Below are 17,764 nucleotides of genomic sequence, written 5' to 3'. Positions count from 1 at the left end.
ATAAAACAAGAAGGAATGCGAGGTCGCCTCCTTCTTGCCCATCATCAGTTGCCGATGTATTCAGCCTGATTCTTCAAATGTTCGTCATATGTCTTAGCAAAATGATTGACTCCTTCGGAATCGGCTAAGAAATAATAGTATTCAGTCGTTGCAGGATCTAAAACAGCCTGAATCGATGAAGCTCCTGCTCCAGCAATCGGCCCTGGCGGCAAGCCTTTGTTTTGATAGGTACTGTACGGATCTTCGAATTCATAATCCTTATTGAACAGACGTTCCTTGTGTTCACCCATCGCGTAGATCACGGTCGGGTCTGTCTGCAGCGGCATATCATCGTTCAGACGGTTGTAGAAGACACTGGCAATCGTCTCGCGGTCGGCCTGAGCTGTCGCTTCTTCCTCGAGAAGGGAAGCGAAAGTCAAAAGCCAATGCGGCGTCTTTTCCATTTCTTCCAATACCGTCTGATATTGGGAGACAACCGAGTTTGTGGCATCCAACATCTGTTTAATGATCAGTTCCAAGGATGGATCCTCTTCATAAAACGGATAGGTCGCAGGGAATAAATAGCCTTCCAATGCAAACTTGATATTTTCGCCTTTGATTTCTTCTGTCAACAGCATAGGATATTCATTCATCAATTGGTCGATATAAGCTTCATCCGTAACACGCGCCATAAATTCTTCGGCTGTGTAATCGGTTTTTTCTTCAATGACCCGCGTTGCAATTTCTTCGAGCGTGAGCCCTTCTGGGACAGTGATTGAAAACAGCGGTTCCCGGTAGACTTTACCGGTTTTCAAGCTTTCGGTGATTTCATCCAGCGTCATCGACGGAAGCAACCCGTAGGTTCCCGCTTGGAAATCAGAATGGTTATTGAATTTCACGTAATATTTATAAACGCGCGCATCTTCAATCAACCCTTTTTCTTCAAGCAACTCCGCGATGCTGTCTAGATTCGAACCGATCGGCACTTCAACTTCGATCACTTTTTCAGAATCTGGATCGACCGGTTCCAATGCACCTTTCACAAAATTATACATCAGGAAGCCAGCGACCCCGACAATAAGCAGCAATACTAACGCAATGATCGCTACGATTCGGCGGACGATCTTCGTTTCTTTCTTCTTTTCGTTCATCCGTTCGAACATGATCTGTTTCTTTGACGGCTTGTCCATGGGTTCCCCCCTTAGCTTTTTCTTCACTCCATTTTAATGGCCAGCAAGACTCTGCCCATTCAAGCAGAAAATCACTGGCCACTATCATTAGTTCCATACCATTGAAACGCAGCAGGAATGAAGAAGTTCCATGTCTTAAACTTTCTCTCTATCAGTATACAGAAGTCGCTGCAAAAGAAAAAGACGGAATCAGCAATCAATTCCGTCCCTTTCCAATTAGATTAGAATTCTTCGTTTTCTTCTTCTTCATCAAGGAACGTGTTCAACATTTCTTCGATCATGTCCCACTCTTCGTCTGTTTCAACTGGGCGAAGTTCGCCGCCAGCGATTTTTCCATCTGCATCTTCGTTTTCTGTGAATGAAGAAGCTTGGATTTCAATTTCACCTTCGTCATCTTCTTCAGCGCCTACCGGGAAATACAATACATATGATTTTCCGAAATCCTCTGATTCAAATGTAAATAATACCTCAAATAGTTGCTCGTTGCCGTTTTCATCTACGACCGTAATATGTTCTTGTCCATGTTCCATTTGGGTCACCTCATCATTTTTTAAAATCAAGATAGCCTTGCAAAATCATTACTGCCGCCATCTTGTCGATCACTTTCTTGCGGTTCTTTCGGCTGACATCCGCTGAAATCAGCATTTTCTCTGCAGCCATCGTTGTCAACCGTTCATCCCATAGCACTACGGGTATGGAATACGCTTCTTCAAGCATCGCTGCAAATTTCTCGGATGCTTCGGCGCGCGGACCAATTGAGTTGTTCATGTTTTTCGGATAACCGACAACAATATGGCTGACTTCATACTGCTCGATCAATTCACCTAACCGCTCTAAGCCGAATTCACCTATCGCTTCATTGATTTTGACAGTTTCAATGCCTTGGGCTGTCCACCCAAGCACATCACTGATGGCAACGCCAATTGTTTTCGAACCGACATCCAGTCCCATTGTTCTCATGTTATTCCTCGTTATTCTTTTTGATGTAGAATTTCACAAGCTCTTCCAGAATTTCATCCCGTTCAAGTTTGCGAATCATATTGCGTGCATCCTGGTGGCGAGGAATATAAGCCGGATCACCTGATAATAAATAGCCGACAATCTGATTGATCGGGTTATACCCTTTTTCTTCGAGTGCAGCATGGACTTGAAGCATCACATGCTTCACTTCCTGCTCCATCGATTCATCAGACGGATTGAATTTCATAGTTTGATCAAATGAACTCACGACAAGCACCTCGCTTTCGGATTTAGATAGGAGATAAACGTTCTCGCTGCCTGAATCTCATTATAAACGATATCTTCCATTTATTAAACCTATTTGAGCAAGTTGTAGACAGATTCTAACGCTTCATCGAGTTTGCCTGGATTTTTTGCACCGGCCATCGCCATGTCCGGACGGCCGCCGCCTTTGCCTCCGCAAAGTTCAGCTACGTGTTTGACGATCTGTCCAGCGTGATAGTTCCCGCCTGCCAATTCTTTTGTCACGCCTGCAACTAACATGACTTTTTCACCGTCTGTCGCACCTAAAACTATTACGGCTTTCTCGAACTTCTGTTTCAAATCATCCATCATTTGGCGTAATTGGTTGTTGTCTTTCGCCTCGACTCTTGCAGAAAGCACCGTGATATCGTCAACCTGGCGTGCAGCTGCCATAATTTCAGAAGACTGGGCATTCGACATTTTTGCCATCAGCGATTCGTTCTCACGTTGGAGATTTTTCATTTCCTGCTGGAACGATTGGACTTTCTGGATCAGATCTTTCGTTGAAGATTTCATCAAGGCCGCTGTTTCTTCAAGCAAGTTTTCGCTTTCTTTCAAGTTTTCATAAGCGCCTTTGCCTGTTACCGCTTCAATACGGCGGATGCCTGCTCCGATTCCGCTTTCCGAAACAATTTTGAAGACGCCGATTTCAGCTGTATTTGTTACATGGACACCGCCGCAAAGTTCAAGCGAATAGCCGCCAATTTCAACGACGCGAACGACATCTCCGTATTTTTCACCAAATAAAGCCATAGCTCCCATGTTTTTTGCTTCTTGCAGATTATGGTAGCCGGTCTGAACCGAAATGCCTTCCCAGACTTTTTCGTTGACGATTCGTTCAATCTTTTCCAGTTCCTCACTTGTCACTTGCCCGAAATGGGAGAAGTCGAAACGCAGGCGATCTGGACCGACATATGAACCTGCCTGATTGACGTGTGTTCCTAATGTATCTTTTAATGCCTGGTGCAATAGGTGGGTTGCCGTATGGTTTTTGACCGTATGGCGACGTTCACTTGAATCCACTTGGGCGTGGACCGATGCTTTCGTCAATTCACCGGTTTCCACTCGAACTGAATGGAGGTTTTGGCCATTTGGCGCCTTTTTCACATCGAGAACCACCGCTTTCACTAAGTCGTTCGTCAATTTTCCGTGGTCGGCAATCTGCCCGCCGCTTTCTGCATAGAAAGGCGTCTGGTCCAGAATGACTTGCACTTCTTCCCCTTCATGCGCACTTTCAGCTAACTCACCGTCTTTGATAATGACGAGAACTTTTGCATCCGCTACTGTTTGTGTATAGCCGATAAATTCGCTCGCTTCTTTAATATTCCCGAGTACTTCCGATTGCGTCTGCATCGAGTTGACGTTCTGACGCGCACTGCGTGCACGGTCGCGCTGCGCTTGCATCGCTGCTTCAAATCCAGCATGGTCAATCGACATGCCTTCTTCTTCCGCATATTCTTCTGTCAATTCAACAGGGAATCCGTACGTATCATACAAACGGAATGCATCTTCGCCAGGAATTTCAGAATGGCCCGCTGCTTTTTGCTGCTCGACGACTGTCGAAAGAATCGCTAAGCCATCATGCAAAGTTTCGTGGAAACGCTCTTCTTCCAATTTCATGACGCGGATAATGAAATCCTGTTTATCCGTCACTTCAGGGTAGAAATCGTTCATGATTTCACCGACAACCGGCACAAGTTCATACATGAACGGCTTTTCGATGCCCAATTTTTTCGCATAGCGGACAGCCCGTCGAAGTAGGCGGCGCAGAACGTATCCGCGTCCTTCATTGGACGGAAGCGCTCCGTCTCCGATTGCAAATGCGACTGTACGGACATGGTCAGCGATGACTTTGAATGCCATATCAGCATCCCCGTCTTCGCCGTATTTCTTGCCTGAAATTTCTTCCGTTTTAGCAATGATCGGCGTGAAAAGATCTGTATCGTAGTTTGTTGGAACGTCTTGAACGACAGAAGCCATGCGTTCAAGCCCCATTCCGGTATCGATGTTCTGTTTCGGAAGCGGCGTATACGTATGGTCCGGATTATGGTTGAACTGGGAGAATACCAGGTTCCATACTTCCAGGTAACGGTCGTTTTCCCCGCCTGGATACAATTCCGGGTCATTCATGTCGCTGCCGTATTTCTCGCCGCGGTCATAAAAGATTTCCGAGTTCGGGCCGCTTGGGCCTTCTCCGATATCCCAGAAATTCCCTTCCAACCGAATGATGCGTTCAGCCGGCACACCGACTTCATTTAGCCAGATGCTGTAAGCTTCTTCATCTTCCGGGTGGATCGTTACAGAAAGCTTTTCAGCGTCAAAGCCCATCCATCTTTCGTCCGTCAGAAATTCCCATGCCCAGTGGATCGCTTCTTTTTTGAAGTAATCACCGATCGAGAAATTTCCGAGCATTTCAAAGAAAGTATGGTGGCGCGCCGTTTTCCCGACATTTTCGATATCGTTTGTCCGGATCGATTTTTGTGCATTGACGATTCTCGGATTTTCCGGAATCACGCGTCCGTCAAAATATTTTTTCAAAGTTGCTACACCGCTGTTGATCCACAATAAGGAAGGATCTTCGAACGGGACTAAAGGTGCACTCGGTTCTTGATCGTGGCCTTTTTCTTTAAAGAATTCGATATACAATCTTCTGATGTCTGCAGCTTTCATGTTTTTCATCTTAATTCCTCCTCGATTCTTTTGGCTAAAGCTAGGTAGGCTGCAAGCGCTAGGCGAGGGCACAATAAAAAGCCTCCATCTCTTGCGCTTGCGCAAGGGACGAAGGCTTTAATTCGCGGTACCACCCTAATTACACGGAAAACATCCGTGTCTCTCATTATGCCTTAACGCGGCGTGACGGCAGGGATTAGCTGCACTCCGGAGTAGCTTTCTAAAATCGCAAGCAGAAGGTTCTTCCAGCCTATGGAACCTTTTTCTGGTCAACTGCAAAATTATACTGTCTCCATCAATGTGTTGTTTACTATAAATTGAATTATATAGAAAAAGGTTTAGGTGTGTCAATAGCAGCGATTATCCGCAAAATTTTGAAATACGCCTGGTAATGGCCGAAATACGCCCGGTTAAAGTGGAAATACGCACAGTTATCCAGAAAATACGCCCAGAAGCTAAAGAAATATGCTTCTATCCGGAAATCTTCAAGAAAAAAACGCTCGCCGTAAGCGAACGCCCCTTACACTTCCATGAAATCTTTCGGTGTGACGCCTTGCATGCCGACGAGCGGATGGATGACGTGGACATTTTCATTCGTCAAACTTGCCGGGCCTTTTGACTTTGCCGCAGCCGTTTTAGCTTCGGCAATCGCAGGTTCTGTTTTAGCGACAGGCACTGATTCAACCATCGCCGCCTTTTCAGCAACAGCCGTTTCCTGCACAGGTTCTTCCGCAGACAATTGAAGCCGTTTCTTCAGTGTCGTCATTCGCTGCACATCATCAGTCCGTTCGACTCCGTAGCGGAACACTTGCGGATCTCCGCAAAGAATCAAAAAATCTTTGCTGCGGGTGATGCCCGTATAAAGAAGGTTGCGCCGCAGCATTTTCATATAGCCGCGGACGACCGGCATAATGACTGTCGGGAATTCCGATCCTTGTGCTTTATGGATCGAACAGCAATACGCGAGCGTCAACTGGTTCAAGTCGCTGCGCTGGTAGGTCACTTCAATGCCGTCAAATGACGCGACGAGCATGTCTTGCTTCTCCACCGTTTCTTTCGCTTTTAGAATCGCAATCACTTCACCCATATCCCCGTTGAAGACATTGCTTTCCGGTTGGTTTACTAGCTGCAGGATTTTGTCGCCGATCCGGTACGTGATGTCGCCGAAGACCAGTTCTTTTCGTGAACCATCCGGGTTCGGGTTGACCATTTCCTGGATCATGCGGTTCAAGGCATCGATTCCAGCCGGACCCCGGTACATCGGCGCAAGCACCTGGATGTCTTTGATCGAATGCCCTTTTGATAAGGCGCTCTTGACCACTTTCTCGACGACAGAAGCTATTTGATCCGCACCTGCTTTGATAAACGAACGGTCTGATGTTTTTGCTGTAATATCTGCAGGCAATTGGCCTTTTTTCATTTGGTGGGCAAGTTCAATGATCGACGATCCGGAAGTCTGGCGGTAAATGTCTTTCAACTCGACCGTCGGAATGCGTTTTGATTCAAGCAGGTCGCGCAGCACTTGGCCCGGTCCGACTGGCGGCAGTTGGTCCTGATCTCCGACAAAAATGATCTGGGCATCGTCCGGAACAGCTTTCAGCAATTGATGCGCAAGCCACGTATCAACCATCGACATTTCATCGATGATGATCAAACGCCCTTCGATTTCCTTTTCCGTTTCTTCTTCTTTTTCCTGGCCGTTAAAGCCGAGCAAGCGATGGATCGTCATGGCGGGAAGTTCCGTCGATTCACTCAGGCGCTTTGCAGCGCGGCCGGTCGGAGCAGCGAGAATGATGGGAAACGGCTCTTTTTTCTTCGCGTAGTCTTTCGGATCGAGCGATAAGCCGTGCAGTTCCGCATACACTTCGACGAGGCCGCGGACTACCGTCGTCTTCCCAGTACCCGGTCCCCCAGTCAATATCATGACAGAAGAATTGATGCTGCCGTCTATCGCTTCAATCTGCGTTTCGGCATAATTCACCCCGAGCCGCTCTTCCGCTTCACCGAGCGCACGCCGTACTTCTGACGCCGGAAAACGGTCCCGGTTTGCCTGCGAGCCAAGCAAAGTTTCGAGTTTTGTCGCAATGCCGACTTCCGAATAATACAAGGACGGCAAATAGAGGCGGGTTTCTTCGCCCGCCACTTTGCTTTCTTCATTCAGCTCGATCATCGCTTTGGAAATTGCTTCCATGGATATCTCGTCGCGCTGGCTCGATTCAAGCATCCCTTTCACGAGCGGGATCAAGGTTTTCGCATCCATATAAACGTGGCCTTCAGACAGCGACGCCTGGTTCAATAAATGCAGAACAGACGCTTTGATGCGGTCGGGATGTGCGCCAGTGATGCCGAGTTTTGCTCCCAATTCATCTGCCCGCTGAAAACCGATGCCTTCAATTTCTTCAATCAATCGGAACGGGTTTTTCGTAAGTACGTCAATCGTTTCTTCACGGTACGCCTGATAAATCCGCATGCCGACTTGCGGACCGAAACCCCAATCGTTCAATTGGATCATCACGCGCTCTAGTCCGAGATTCATCTGCAGCGTGGAGCGGATGGTGTCTTTCTTGTCATCTGAAAGGCGCGGTACGGCATTAAGCGCTTCCGGATCTTCCAAAATCTTTTTAATGGCATCTTTCCCGAGCTTTTTGACAATCGTTTCCGCCGTTTTACGGCCGATGCCATTGAACATATCGCTCGATAAATAGTGGACGATGCCTTGTTCTGTTTCAGGCACTTCTTTTGTGAAGGTCTCCACTTGGAATTGCACGCCGTATTTCGGATGGTTTTTTACCGAGCCTGTAAATCGGTACTGCTCTTCCAGTGACAATTTCGGGAAATAGCCCGAGACAATAATTTCTTTTTCGGTATAGGAGGTGTTCGTCTCTTGGATTTTCACTTTCGCGATGGAAAACAGATTCTGGGGATTGTGAAAAATCGAGACGACGGGCCTGCCCAGTACAAATTGCACTTCTTCCTGGAATAAATCGATTTGTCCGGTCATGTCTGTCGTCTCCTTTCTTCCGTGGTTACTGCAGTTTCGTTGCGATCATATCATAGGCATAACGCGCCATTTCGTTTCGTTCATCCAATGTGTAAGCTTCCTTCAAATGATGCATGGCATCAGCTGTACGGTCAGTCGATACGGCATACAGGACGCCAAGATTGTAATGGGCATCTGCATGGTCCGGCTCATGTTCTAACACCTGCAGAAATTGCGGTTCTGCAAGGTCAAACAATTCCATCGAAGCAAGTGTGATGCCGTAGCTTAAGCGCGCCTGGACGTCTTCCGGGTCCAGTTCAATGGCACGCTGAAGATACGGAAGCGCCAATTTCGGCTGTTCCAGCTTTTCAAAGCATTTGCCGATCATGTAGTGGGCATCTGCCTCTTCAAGACCGTATTGAACTGCTTTTTCGTATAATTTCAAGGCTTCTGCAAAACGCTCCACATTGAAATAAAGGTTCGCTAACCCGTAATAAGCGGTCGCCGAAGTTTCATCCAACGTGATCGCTTTCTGGAAAAAGCGTTCAGCGCGCTCGACGTCATCCATCGAAGTCAGCACGTGGCCGAAATTGATGTAGCCAAGGGCGTTGTCCGGTTCTTCTTCGATCGCTTTCGTGAAAGCTTTGATCGCTTCTTCTGTATTGCCTTCTTGCAAGGCTTGAATTCCGATTTCATTGTAATTCATGTTCGTCTCTCCCATTAACCTACATATTCCAAACGTGCGCCGTTTTTGAACACACGGTCGATTGTTCCCCCGCCAAGGCATTCTTCGCCGTCATAGAAAACGACCGCTTGTCCTGGTGTGATGGCACGTACCGGCTCGTCGAATGTCACAATCGCTTCTTCACCTTTGAATTCCACTGTTACGCCGACATCAGCCTGGCGGTAACGGAATTTCGCCGTGCATTTCAAAATTCCCGTCGGTGCTGTATCTGAAGTGAAGCTTAAGTTTACCGCAGACAAGCTGTCTGAGAAAAGGGCTTCATGGTTAATATTTTGGCCGACATAAAGGATGTTCTTCTCTAAATCTTTGCCGATGACGAACCACGGGTCTCCGGCGCCGCCGATTCCCAGTCCTTGGCGCTGGCCGATTGTGTAATACATCAAGCCGTCATGCGAGCCTTTTTTAACGCCTTCAAGCGTTTCCATCGATCCTGGCTGCGCTGGCAAATATTGGCCAAGGAATTCCTTGAAATTGCGTTCGCCGATAAAGCAGATGCCTGTCGAATCTTTTTTCGTGGCTGTCGCAAGTCCTGCTTCAAGTGCAACTTCACGCACTTTTTTCTTTTCCATATGGCCGATCGGGAACATCACTTTCGACAATTGCTCTTGATTCAATTGGTTCAAGAAATAGGTTTGGTCTTTGTTATTGTCTTTGCCGCGAAGCATTTTCGTTTCGCCGTTTTCTGCATGGGCTACTTGAGCGTAGTGGCCTGTCGCTAAATAATCCGCACCGAGGCTAAGTGCATGCTCCAGGAATGCTTTGAATTTAATTTCTTTATTGCACATGACGTCCGGGTTCGGCGTTCTGCCGGCTTTGTATTCTTCAAGGAAATACGTGAAAACCTTATCCCAATATTGCTGTTCGAAATTCACGGCATAATACGGAATGCCGATCTGGTTGCAGACACGGATAACGTCTTCGTAATCTTCCGTCGCTGTGCAGACGCCGTTTTCATCGGTGTCATCCCAGTTTTTCATGAAAATCCCGATTACGTCATAGCCTTGTTCTTTCAATAAATGCGCGGCCACCGAAGAATCGACTCCTCCGGACATGCCGACGACAACGCGTGTATCTTGTGGAGCTTTTACCGTCATTTTTTATCACCTTTTCATAGCAGCGCTAAACGCTTGCTGATTTGTGCTGTCATTTCTGCAGCTTCTGTTATTTGTTGTTCCGTCAGGCCGATGCCGAAACTGAAACGGATGGAATTGCGCAATTGCTCCGCTTTCTCCCCGAACATTGCAACGAGCACATGCGATGGATCGATGGAACCGGCTGTGCAAGCCGATCCGCTTGAAGCGGCGACTCCGGCGATATCCAAATTAACGAGGAATGATTCGATATCGATTCCTGGCAAGCTTAGGTTCAGAACATGCGGCATCTGATTGCCGCCGTTTTCCGAGAACTCGATGCCTTCATTCGTCAAAACGCTTTTGAAAATCTGTTTGTAGTTTGAATAGGCCGCTGCCCGCTCGTCCATCGTCGCAAGCGAAATTTCAACCGCTTTTGCGAACGCTGCAATCGCCGGTACATTTTCCGTTCCGGCACGGCGCTTCCGTTCCTGTTCGCCGCCAAATAAAATCGGCGACAGCGGTGTGCCTTTTCGCTGGTAAAGGAAACCGATGCCTTTTGGCCCGTTGAGTTTATGCGCGGATACCGACAATAGGTCGACATTCAGCGCTTCCACGTCAATCGGCAAAACGCCGTATGCTTGGACGGCATCTGTGTGGAATGTGACGTCCGTATCTTTTAACAGCTCACCGATTTCAGCAATCGGCTGAACCGTTCCGACTTCATTATTGCCTAGCATGATAGTCACTAGAATTGTATCGTCCCGCAGCGCTTTTTTCACGTCTTCTGCTCGGACTTGGCCTTTTTCGTCAACCGGCAAGTAAGTGACCTCGTAGCCTTCCCGTTCCAATTTCTCGCAAGCGTGCAAAACGGCGTGGTGTTCAATCTGCGACGTGATGATATGTTTGCCGTCTTTTTTGGCTGCTGTGCCGAAGATCGCCATATTGTCCGCTTCGGTGCCGCCGCTTGTGAAAATGATTTCCGGGTCGTCTGCATGGATGCTCGCAGCGAATACACGGCGTGCGTCGTCCAATGTCTTGCGCGCAGTACGTCCGGTGCCGTGGATGCTTGATGGATTGCCGAATACAGTGAGAAGCGCTTCGGAAAAGGTTTCAGCCACTTCCGGATGCATCGGAGAAGTGGCTGCATGGTCTAAATAAATTCGATTCATTTTAACTGTCTCCTTATATATAAAACATATAATTTTCGTTATTATCGTCTTTTTGATTGGCTAAATCGTCTATGCTCGTCGTCTCAAGCACGTTTTTGACTGCGTCGCGGATGCGAATCCACAATTCGCGCTGCGGCTGAGCTTCGTCTTCGATGCCTTCAACCGGCTGGATCGGGCCTTCAAGCACTTTGATGACGTCTCCAGCGGAAATTTCTTTCGGGTCGCGCGTCAGCATATAGCCGCCGTATGCGCCTCGTACACTTTTAACTAATCCTGAATTGCGAAGCGGACCTACTAATTGTTCCAGATACGCTTCAGATAAATCATATTCTGCCGCAATTTTCCGGAGCGGAATCGGCCCTTCTCCGTAATGTTTGGCGAGTGAAATCATAATCGTCAAGCCGTAGCGGCCTTTTGTTGAAATTTTCATGCTTACACCTCTGAGTCAGATTCCAATTATTCTTCAAAATAGTATAGCATATTTGTCGGGAATGGACTTGCAATGACTTTTATTTGGCAAAACGATATACTAATAGAACGAATGTACGGAAGGAGTTTTTTGATTGCAGAACGAACCTTTAGCATTCCGTATGCGTCCGCGCACCATTGACGAAGTGGTCGGCCAGCAGGATGTCATCGGCCCGCATACGGCGTTATATAAAATGATCCAGAACGGCCATATTCCGTCGATGCTGTTGTACGGCGAACCGGGCATCGGAAAAACTTCGATCGCCCACGCCATCGCCGGCACGTCGAAATTGCCGTTCATCGCGCTGAATGCCACGACTTCCGGCAAAAAAGATGTCGAAGACGTGGTCAAAGAATCGCGCATGACTGGGAAAGTTTTATTATTCCTGGACGAAATCCATCGCTTCAATAAACTCCAGCAAGATGCATTGTTGCCGCATGTGGAAAGCGGCGCGATCGTTTTAATCGGTGCCACGACGGAAAATCCGTTCCATGACGTGAACCCCGCGATCCGTTCCCGCTGCGGTGAAATCAAACAGCTTAAGCGGTTGACGCATGACGATATCGTGAACTTGCTGAATACGGCGTTGAGTGATCCAAAACGCGGACTCGGCAATTTAAAAATCGAGATTTCACCAGCGCAAGTGGAGCGCATCGCAGACGGCACAAACGGCGATGCCCGAAAGGCATTGACGATGCTCGAGTCCATCATCATCGCATCTGACGAAATCGACGATAAATTTATTGTCGAAGACCAAATGGTGGAACAGATGATCAAGCGCGTCGGCGTGTTTGGCGATAAAAAAGGTTCCCATTTCTTTAATTTGCTGTCAGCGCTCCAAAAATCCGTGCGCGGCAGCGACGTCAATGCAGCGATGTATTATTTGGCGCATTTATTGGAAAACGGCGATTTGACCGCCGTCACCCGCCGCTTGCTCGTTATGGCATATGAGGACATCGGCCTTGCGAATCCGGAAGTCGGCGGCCACGTGCTCGCTGCCTGCCAGGCGGCTGACCGCCTTGGTTTGCCGGAAGCGCGCATCCCGCTCGCACAAGCGGTCGCCGAGATGTGCTTGTCCGAAAAATCGAACTCCGCTTACCGGGCGATCGACGCTGCCATCTCAGCCATCAATAAAGGCGAGACGGGCGACATCCCGATGCATCTTCGCGACACGCATTATGCCGGCAGTGCCGAACTTGGCCACGGCGGCTATCGATATCCGCATGACACACCCCTCGGCTCATTCGGCGGCTGGGTCGATCAGGATTATTTGCCGAAAGAAGTGCAAAAAGCCGAATACTACAAGCCGGTGATTGCCGGAGCCGAGAAAAAGTATGCCGGCATCTATGAAAAACTGAAATCATTCCGGAAAAATAAAAAATAAGTTATCGAAAGCCATTTCCAAATGCGGAAATGGCTTTTATTTGCGTTCAAAATTTTTTATTTGCGCTTAGAACGTTTTATTTGTGGTTAGCGGAATTTATTTGCGTTCACTCCCGGTTTATTTGCGTTCAGCAAAATTCTCCATAAAAAATCCGGCTCAAACCTCGAGCCGGATCGTTTTTAATTATTGCGTACGCGGTTGATATGGATCGATTTCGTCATATCGTTGATGACCCAGCTCGCACAGATCAAGCCGACCGTCGACGGCGTAAATGCATTCGAGGAAGGCGGCATCTGCGCTTTGCGGATCGGCGCATTCGGCTTTCCTACCGTTTCGACGACGTCTTCACGGACAATAATCGGACTTTCATCGGAAAAGACGACGGGGATTCCTTTTTTAATGCCGGCTGCTCGCAATTTCCGGCGGATCACTTTCGCTAGTGGATCGGTATGCGTTTTTGAAATATCGGCGATTTGGAAGCGAGTCGGGTCTGTTTTATTGGCAGCACCCATGCTTGAAATGATTTTTACGCCGCGCTTGTAGCATTCCATCATCAAATGCACTTTATAGATCATCGTATCTGATGCGTCAATGACATAGTCGGGTTCGTAGCTGAAAAACTCTTCATACGTTTCTTCCGTATAGAACATATGTAAAGAAATCACTTCACACTCTGTATTGATGTCTGCAATGCGCTTTTTCATGACTTCCGCTTTGGACTGGCCGACCGTCGAAAGATTCGCCACCAATTGGCGGTTGACGTTGGTGATGTCGACATTGTCTTTATCCACTAAAATGATGCGACCGACACCGCTGCGCGCGCATGCTTCTGCAGCAAACGATCCAACACCGCCTACCCCTAAAATGGCCACAGTTGAATTTTTAACAAGATCCATGCCTTCTTTGCCTATTGCTAATTCATTTCTTGAAAATTGATGTAACATAAGTTCCCTGCCCTTCAAAGTTGATCATTCTACTAGGAATTATACACGAAGAAAAGCGCAAGCGCTCGTGTAGCCCCGACAAGCGCTGGAAGCCTTGCCGATAATGGCGTTCTTTGCCATTGGCGGAAAGGCTGAAGCGACTCGAGGGGCTGGGCGCTGGAGTCTGGACATGAAATACGCCCACTATAAATTCTTCGCACCTTTAAAAAGTATACCTATTCTTCTCAAAATAAAACCCCCCGACAAATTGCCGGAGGGCGAAAGTTTAAAATAATAGGAGAATCCCAATCGTGCCGTCCTTGGTGTTGCGCATCGTTTTTGAACCCGCTTCTAGCAGGTGGGTGACCTCTCCACCACTTATAACTTCCCGTTAAGGCATGTTAGCCATGATGAAATTTGGTCTCCCGACGACAAAATGTTGGGTCAAAACTGAATTGCTCGTAACGAACACATCAGGATTCTCTACTAATTGTATGTTAGCACACTCTTTTTAATTGCACAAGAAATTTACTCTGGTTCTTTTTCAGTATTCTGAACATTCAGCAATAGGCTTAAGTCATCAAGCTGTGCCTGGGAAACTGGACTCGGCGCATCCGTCAACAAGTCGCTCGCACTTGCTGTTTTCGGGAAGGCAATCGTGTCGCGCAAGTTTGTGCGGCCTGAAAGCAGCATCACCAAACGGTCTAAGCCGAACGCGATTCCACCATGCGGCGGCGTGCCGTATTCAAACGCATCCATCAAAAAGCCGAACTGTGCGCGTGCTTCTTCTTCCGTAAAGCCAAGGACACTGAACATTTTCTCCTGGATATCCCGGCGGTAAATTCGAAGGGATCCTCCGCCAAGCTCATAGCCGTTCAATACTAAGTCATACGCTTGTGCACGGACGTTTTGCGGCTCTGTCTCCAATTTATCGACGTCTTCTTCAAAAGGCATGGTAAACGGATGGTGAGCTGCAAAATAGCGGCCTTCTTTTTCATCGTATTCGAATAGCGGCCAGTCTGTGATCCATAGGAATTTGTAAACCGAGCTGTCGATCAAGCCAAGCTCTTTGCCGAATTTCGAACGCAACGCGCCTAGTGTATCTGCCACAACAGATGCGGAATCTGCAACGAATAAAAGAAGGTCTCCTGCTTCCGCTTCTGCACGTTCTGTCAAAGCCTCTGCCGCTTCGCCTTCAAAGAACTTCGCGATTGGGCCTTTAATGCCATCTGCTTCCACTTTCAGCCAAGCAAGGCCTTTCGCTCCGTAGACAGCCGCAAATGAACCCAATGCGTCGATGTCTTTGCGTGAATAATTCGCCGCTTGCCCTTTAACATTGATCAATTTCACTTGGCCGCCAGTTTCAATCGCGCCTGTAAACACTTTGAAAGAAGAATCTTTCACAAGGTCTGAAACATTGACAAGTTCAAGGCCAAAGCGAACGTCCGGTTTATCCGATCCGAAACGGTCCATCGCTTCTGTATAGCTCATGCGCTGGAATGTCGGCTCGATGTCGACATTTTTCACTTCTTTCATCATCTGGACCATCAAGCGCTCATTCATGCCGATAATGTCTTCCATTGACTGGAAGCTCATTTCCATATCGATTTGCGTGAATTCCGGCTGGCGGTCAGCACGCAAATCTTCATCGCGGAAGCAGCGGGCAATCTGGTAATATTTATCGAATCCGGAAACCATCAGCATCTGCTTAAAGAGCTGCGGTGATTGCGGAAGCGCGTAGAATTCGCCGTCATGCACACGGCTTGGCACCAAATAATCGCGGGCGCCTTCCGGTGTTGATTTCGTTAAAATCGGTGTTTCCACTTCCAGGAATCCTTCTGTGTCCAAGAATCTGCGGATCGATTTTGTGATATCCGAACGCATTTTGAAGGTTTCGAACATAGCTGGACGTCTCAAGTCGAGGTAGCGGTATTTCAAACGCAAGTCTTCACTGACGTCTGTATTGTCCTCAATCGCAAAAGGTGGGTTTTTCGCAGCGTTGATGATCGAAGCGTGGTCCACTTGCACTTCCACTTTTCCTGTTTTCATCGCTGTATTGACTTGGCCATCCGCTCTCGCAACAACCAATCCGTCGATGTGTACGACGAATTCGTTGCGCAAAGATTCACCGATCGCTGCCGCTGCTTCTGAGATTTCAGGGTTGAAAACAACTTGGACGATGCCGCTGCGGTCGCGCACATCCACGAAAATCAAACCGCCTAAATCCCGGCGTTTTTGTACCCATCCTTTTAATGTTATACGTTGTCCGATAACAGTTTCATTTACTTCACCACAATAATGCGATCTCGACATGTTTTATTCCTCCAATGATTTCTTATTGTTGATCGTTTCAGCCATTTCGGAGAATAAAAGCTCTTGCTGTTCGCCGGTAGCCATTTCTTTCAACCCGGCTTTGCCGCTTTCCATTTCCGTTTCTCCGATGACGATGACGTAGTTTGCGCCTTTGCGGTCAGCTGACTTCATCTGGGCTTTCAATTTGCGTCCGGTATAATCCATATCTGCAGAAATGCCATTCGACCGGAAATCTTTGAGCAAGCTGAACGCTTGTTTCTTCGCTGATTCGTCCATCGCAATCACGTAGACTTCCAGATTCTGCGATTGGCCGATTTCCACTCGTTCCATTTCCAATGCCAATAATAAACGCTCAATGCTCATCGCAAAACCGATTCCCGGTGATTCCGGTCCACCAAGATCTTCAACAAGGCCGTTATAGCGTCCGCCTCCGCAAAGTGTCGTGATAGCGCCAAATCCTTCAGCGTCGCTCATGATTTCAAACGCGGTGTGGTTGTAATAATCAAGGCCGCGAACCAGGTTCGGATCGACGACATAATCGATGCCAAGCGCTTCAAGATACATTTTCACCTCATCAAAATACGCTTGCGAATCTTCATTTAAATAATCAGCAAGTGACGGTGCTGTACCCATCAATGGGTGATCGCGGTCGACTTTGCAATCAAGGATGCGAAGCGGATTTTTTTCCAAGCGCGTTTGACAGTCGGTGCAGAATTCATCGATGCGTGGGGCGAAATGTGCCACAAGCGCTTCTTTGTGCGAAAGCCGGCTTTCGGTATCGCCAAGCGAGTTGATGACTAAGCGCAGCTTTTTCAATCCGACCGAACGGTAAAGTTCCATCGCCAGTGAAATCACTTCTGCATCAATCGCAGGATCTTTCGACCCGATCGCTTCCACCCCGAATTGCACAAATTGGCGCATGCGGCCAGCTTGCGGTCGCTCGTAGCGGAACATCGGGCCTGTATAGAATAATTTGACCGGCTGGTCCGGCAAGCCGAATAATTTATTTTCCACAAACGAACGGACAACAGAAGCTGTCCCTTCCGGACGAAGCGTCAAACTGCGATTTCCGCGGTCTTGGAATGTGTACATTTCTTTTTGAACAATATCAGTTGTGTCGCCTACGCCACGCTGGAATAATTCGGTGTGCTCAAATACAGGTGTCCGAATTTCCTTGTATTGATAAAGCCGGCATAGTTCGTTGATTTTTTGTTCGATTTCCTGCCATTTCTCCGATTGGCCAGGCAGAATATCGTATGTGCCACGTGGTGCTTGAATGCCCATTTTCTTCACTCCCTTATTTTTTCCAAACAAAAAAGCCCTCGCCCCTTGCTTACGCAAGGGACGAGAGCTTTGTTTTTAAGCTTCCGCGGTTCCACCCTAGTTGATGCACAAAACGCTGCACATCCTCTCATTCCGGGTAACGGCCGGTTCCGTTCTTTCCTAATAAGCCCGAATTTCAGCCTTTCAGAAAAAAGCCTCTGAAGTGTTTTTCATCACAGATCCCTGCAGGAAAGTTTACAGCCCAGGACTTTCCCTCTCTTTTCAGCCAATCATGCAATTACTTTCTTCGTCATCAGCAAATCTAAATATATGAGTATAATGA

Annotated in this window: 14 protein-coding genes, 1 other RNA gene and 2 other annotated features; of the genes, 1 reads left to right on the top strand and 14 read right to left on the bottom strand. The window is 47.8% G+C overall.

Going from position 1 to position 17,764, the window contains the following annotated elements:
* Nucleotides 1-44: 44 nt before the first annotated feature.
* The 10 genes from mltG to cymR form a co-directional block, all read right to left on the bottom strand.
* Nucleotides 45-1,169 (bottom strand): endolytic transglycosylase MltG, encoded by a 1,125-nt coding sequence (gene mltG / locus AC2EXB_RS07870; protein ID WP_483604318.1) that lies wholly within the window; start codon nucleotides 1,167-1,169, stop codon nucleotides 45-47.
* Nucleotides 1,170-1,390: 221 nt separating this feature from the next.
* A complete protein-coding gene (locus tag AC2EXB_RS07865) occupies nucleotides 1,391-1,699 on the bottom strand; it encodes a DUF1292 domain-containing protein (protein ID WP_235199019.1) in 309 nt (102 codons plus the stop codon).
* 13 nt (nucleotides 1,700-1,712) lie between these two features.
* The gene (gene ruvX / locus AC2EXB_RS07860) at nucleotides 1,713-2,129 is read right to left on the bottom strand and encodes a Holliday junction resolvase RuvX (RefSeq protein WP_483604317.1); all 417 of its coding nucleotides are present in this window, start codon (nucleotides 2,127-2,129) and stop codon (nucleotides 1,713-1,715) included.
* A gap of 1 nt (nucleotide 2,130) precedes the next feature.
* On the bottom strand, nucleotides 2,131-2,397 hold the full coding sequence (locus AC2EXB_RS07855) for an IreB family regulatory phosphoprotein (protein ID WP_052651832.1): 267 nt from the start codon (nucleotides 2,395-2,397) through the stop codon (nucleotides 2,131-2,133).
* 89 nt (nucleotides 2,398-2,486) lie between these two features.
* A complete protein-coding gene (gene alaS, locus AC2EXB_RS07850; RefSeq protein WP_483604316.1) occupies nucleotides 2,487-5,111 on the bottom strand; it encodes an alanine--tRNA ligase in 2,625 nt (874 codons plus the stop codon).
* Nucleotides 5,112-5,203: 92 nt separating this feature from the next.
* Nucleotides 5,204-5,410 (bottom strand) — a binding site (T-box leader).
* 212 nt (nucleotides 5,411-5,622) lie between these two features.
* On the bottom strand, nucleotides 5,623-8,103 hold the full coding sequence (recD2, locus tag AC2EXB_RS07845) for an SF1B family DNA helicase RecD2 (protein ID WP_483604315.1): 2,481 nt from the start codon (nucleotides 8,101-8,103) through the stop codon (nucleotides 5,623-5,625).
* Between the two features lie 25 nt (nucleotides 8,104-8,128).
* Nucleotides 8,129-8,788 carry a tetratricopeptide repeat protein gene (locus AC2EXB_RS07840; protein ID WP_483604314.1) on the bottom strand — a complete coding sequence of 220 codons (660 nt, stop codon included), beginning with the start codon at nucleotides 8,786-8,788 and terminating at the stop codon, nucleotides 8,129-8,131.
* Nucleotides 8,789-8,802: 14 nt separating this feature from the next.
* On the bottom strand, nucleotides 8,803-9,921 hold the full coding sequence (mnmA, locus tag AC2EXB_RS07835) for a tRNA 2-thiouridine(34) synthase MnmA (RefSeq protein ID WP_483604313.1): 1,119 nt from the start codon (nucleotides 9,919-9,921) through the stop codon (nucleotides 8,803-8,805).
* Between the two features lie 14 nt (nucleotides 9,922-9,935).
* Nucleotides 9,936-11,069, bottom strand: coding sequence for a cysteine desulfurase family protein (locus AC2EXB_RS07830; protein WP_483604312.1), 1,134 nt, complete (start codon nucleotides 11,067-11,069; stop codon nucleotides 9,936-9,938).
* A 13-nt stretch (nucleotides 11,070-11,082) separates the two neighbouring features.
* Nucleotides 11,083-11,499, bottom strand: a complete 417-nt coding sequence (gene cymR, locus AC2EXB_RS07825) for a cysteine metabolism transcriptional regulator CymR (RefSeq protein ID WP_251478705.1) — start codon at nucleotides 11,497-11,499, stop codon at nucleotides 11,083-11,085.
* A gap of 133 nt (nucleotides 11,500-11,632) precedes the next feature.
* On the opposite strand from cymR, the gene AC2EXB_RS07820 reads away from it, so the two are divergent.
* Nucleotides 11,633-12,922 (top strand): replication-associated recombination protein A, encoded by a 1,290-nt coding sequence (locus AC2EXB_RS07820; RefSeq protein WP_483604311.1) that lies wholly within the window; start codon nucleotides 11,633-11,635, stop codon nucleotides 12,920-12,922.
* Nucleotides 12,923-13,101: 179 nt separating this feature from the next.
* Here the strand turns inward: AC2EXB_RS07820 and AC2EXB_RS07815 are convergent, their stop codons facing one another.
* The 4 genes from AC2EXB_RS07815 to hisS all read right to left on the bottom strand — a co-directional run bounded on the left by AC2EXB_RS07815 (nucleotide 13,102) and on the right by hisS (nucleotide 17,442).
* The gene (locus AC2EXB_RS07815) at nucleotides 13,102-13,866 is read right to left on the bottom strand and encodes a tRNA threonylcarbamoyladenosine dehydratase (RefSeq protein ID WP_235199012.1); all 765 of its coding nucleotides are present in this window, start codon (nucleotides 13,864-13,866) and stop codon (nucleotides 13,102-13,104) included.
* A 277-nt stretch (nucleotides 13,867-14,143) separates the two neighbouring features.
* A non-coding RNA gene (gene ssrS, locus AC2EXB_RS07810) (6S RNA) lies at nucleotides 14,144-14,328 on the bottom strand.
* A gap of 45 nt (nucleotides 14,329-14,373) precedes the next feature.
* On the bottom strand, nucleotides 14,374-16,158 hold the full coding sequence (gene aspS, locus AC2EXB_RS07805) for an aspartate--tRNA ligase (protein ID WP_483604310.1): 1,785 nt from the start codon (nucleotides 16,156-16,158) through the stop codon (nucleotides 14,374-14,376).
* Between the two features lie 3 nt (nucleotides 16,159-16,161).
* On the bottom strand, nucleotides 16,162-17,442 hold the full coding sequence (hisS, locus tag AC2EXB_RS07800) for a histidine--tRNA ligase (protein ID WP_483604309.1): 1,281 nt from the start codon (nucleotides 17,440-17,442) through the stop codon (nucleotides 16,162-16,164).
* Between the two features lie 53 nt (nucleotides 17,443-17,495).
* Nucleotides 17,496-17,744: a binding site (T-box leader), on the bottom strand.
* Nucleotides 17,745-17,764 lie beyond the last annotated feature (20 nt).

The sequence above is a fragment of the Planococcus alkaliphilus genome (assembly GCF_057031095.1).
The sequence above is the reverse complement of the archived record's forward strand: the minus strand, read 5'-3'. Positions and strand labels throughout refer to the sequence as shown.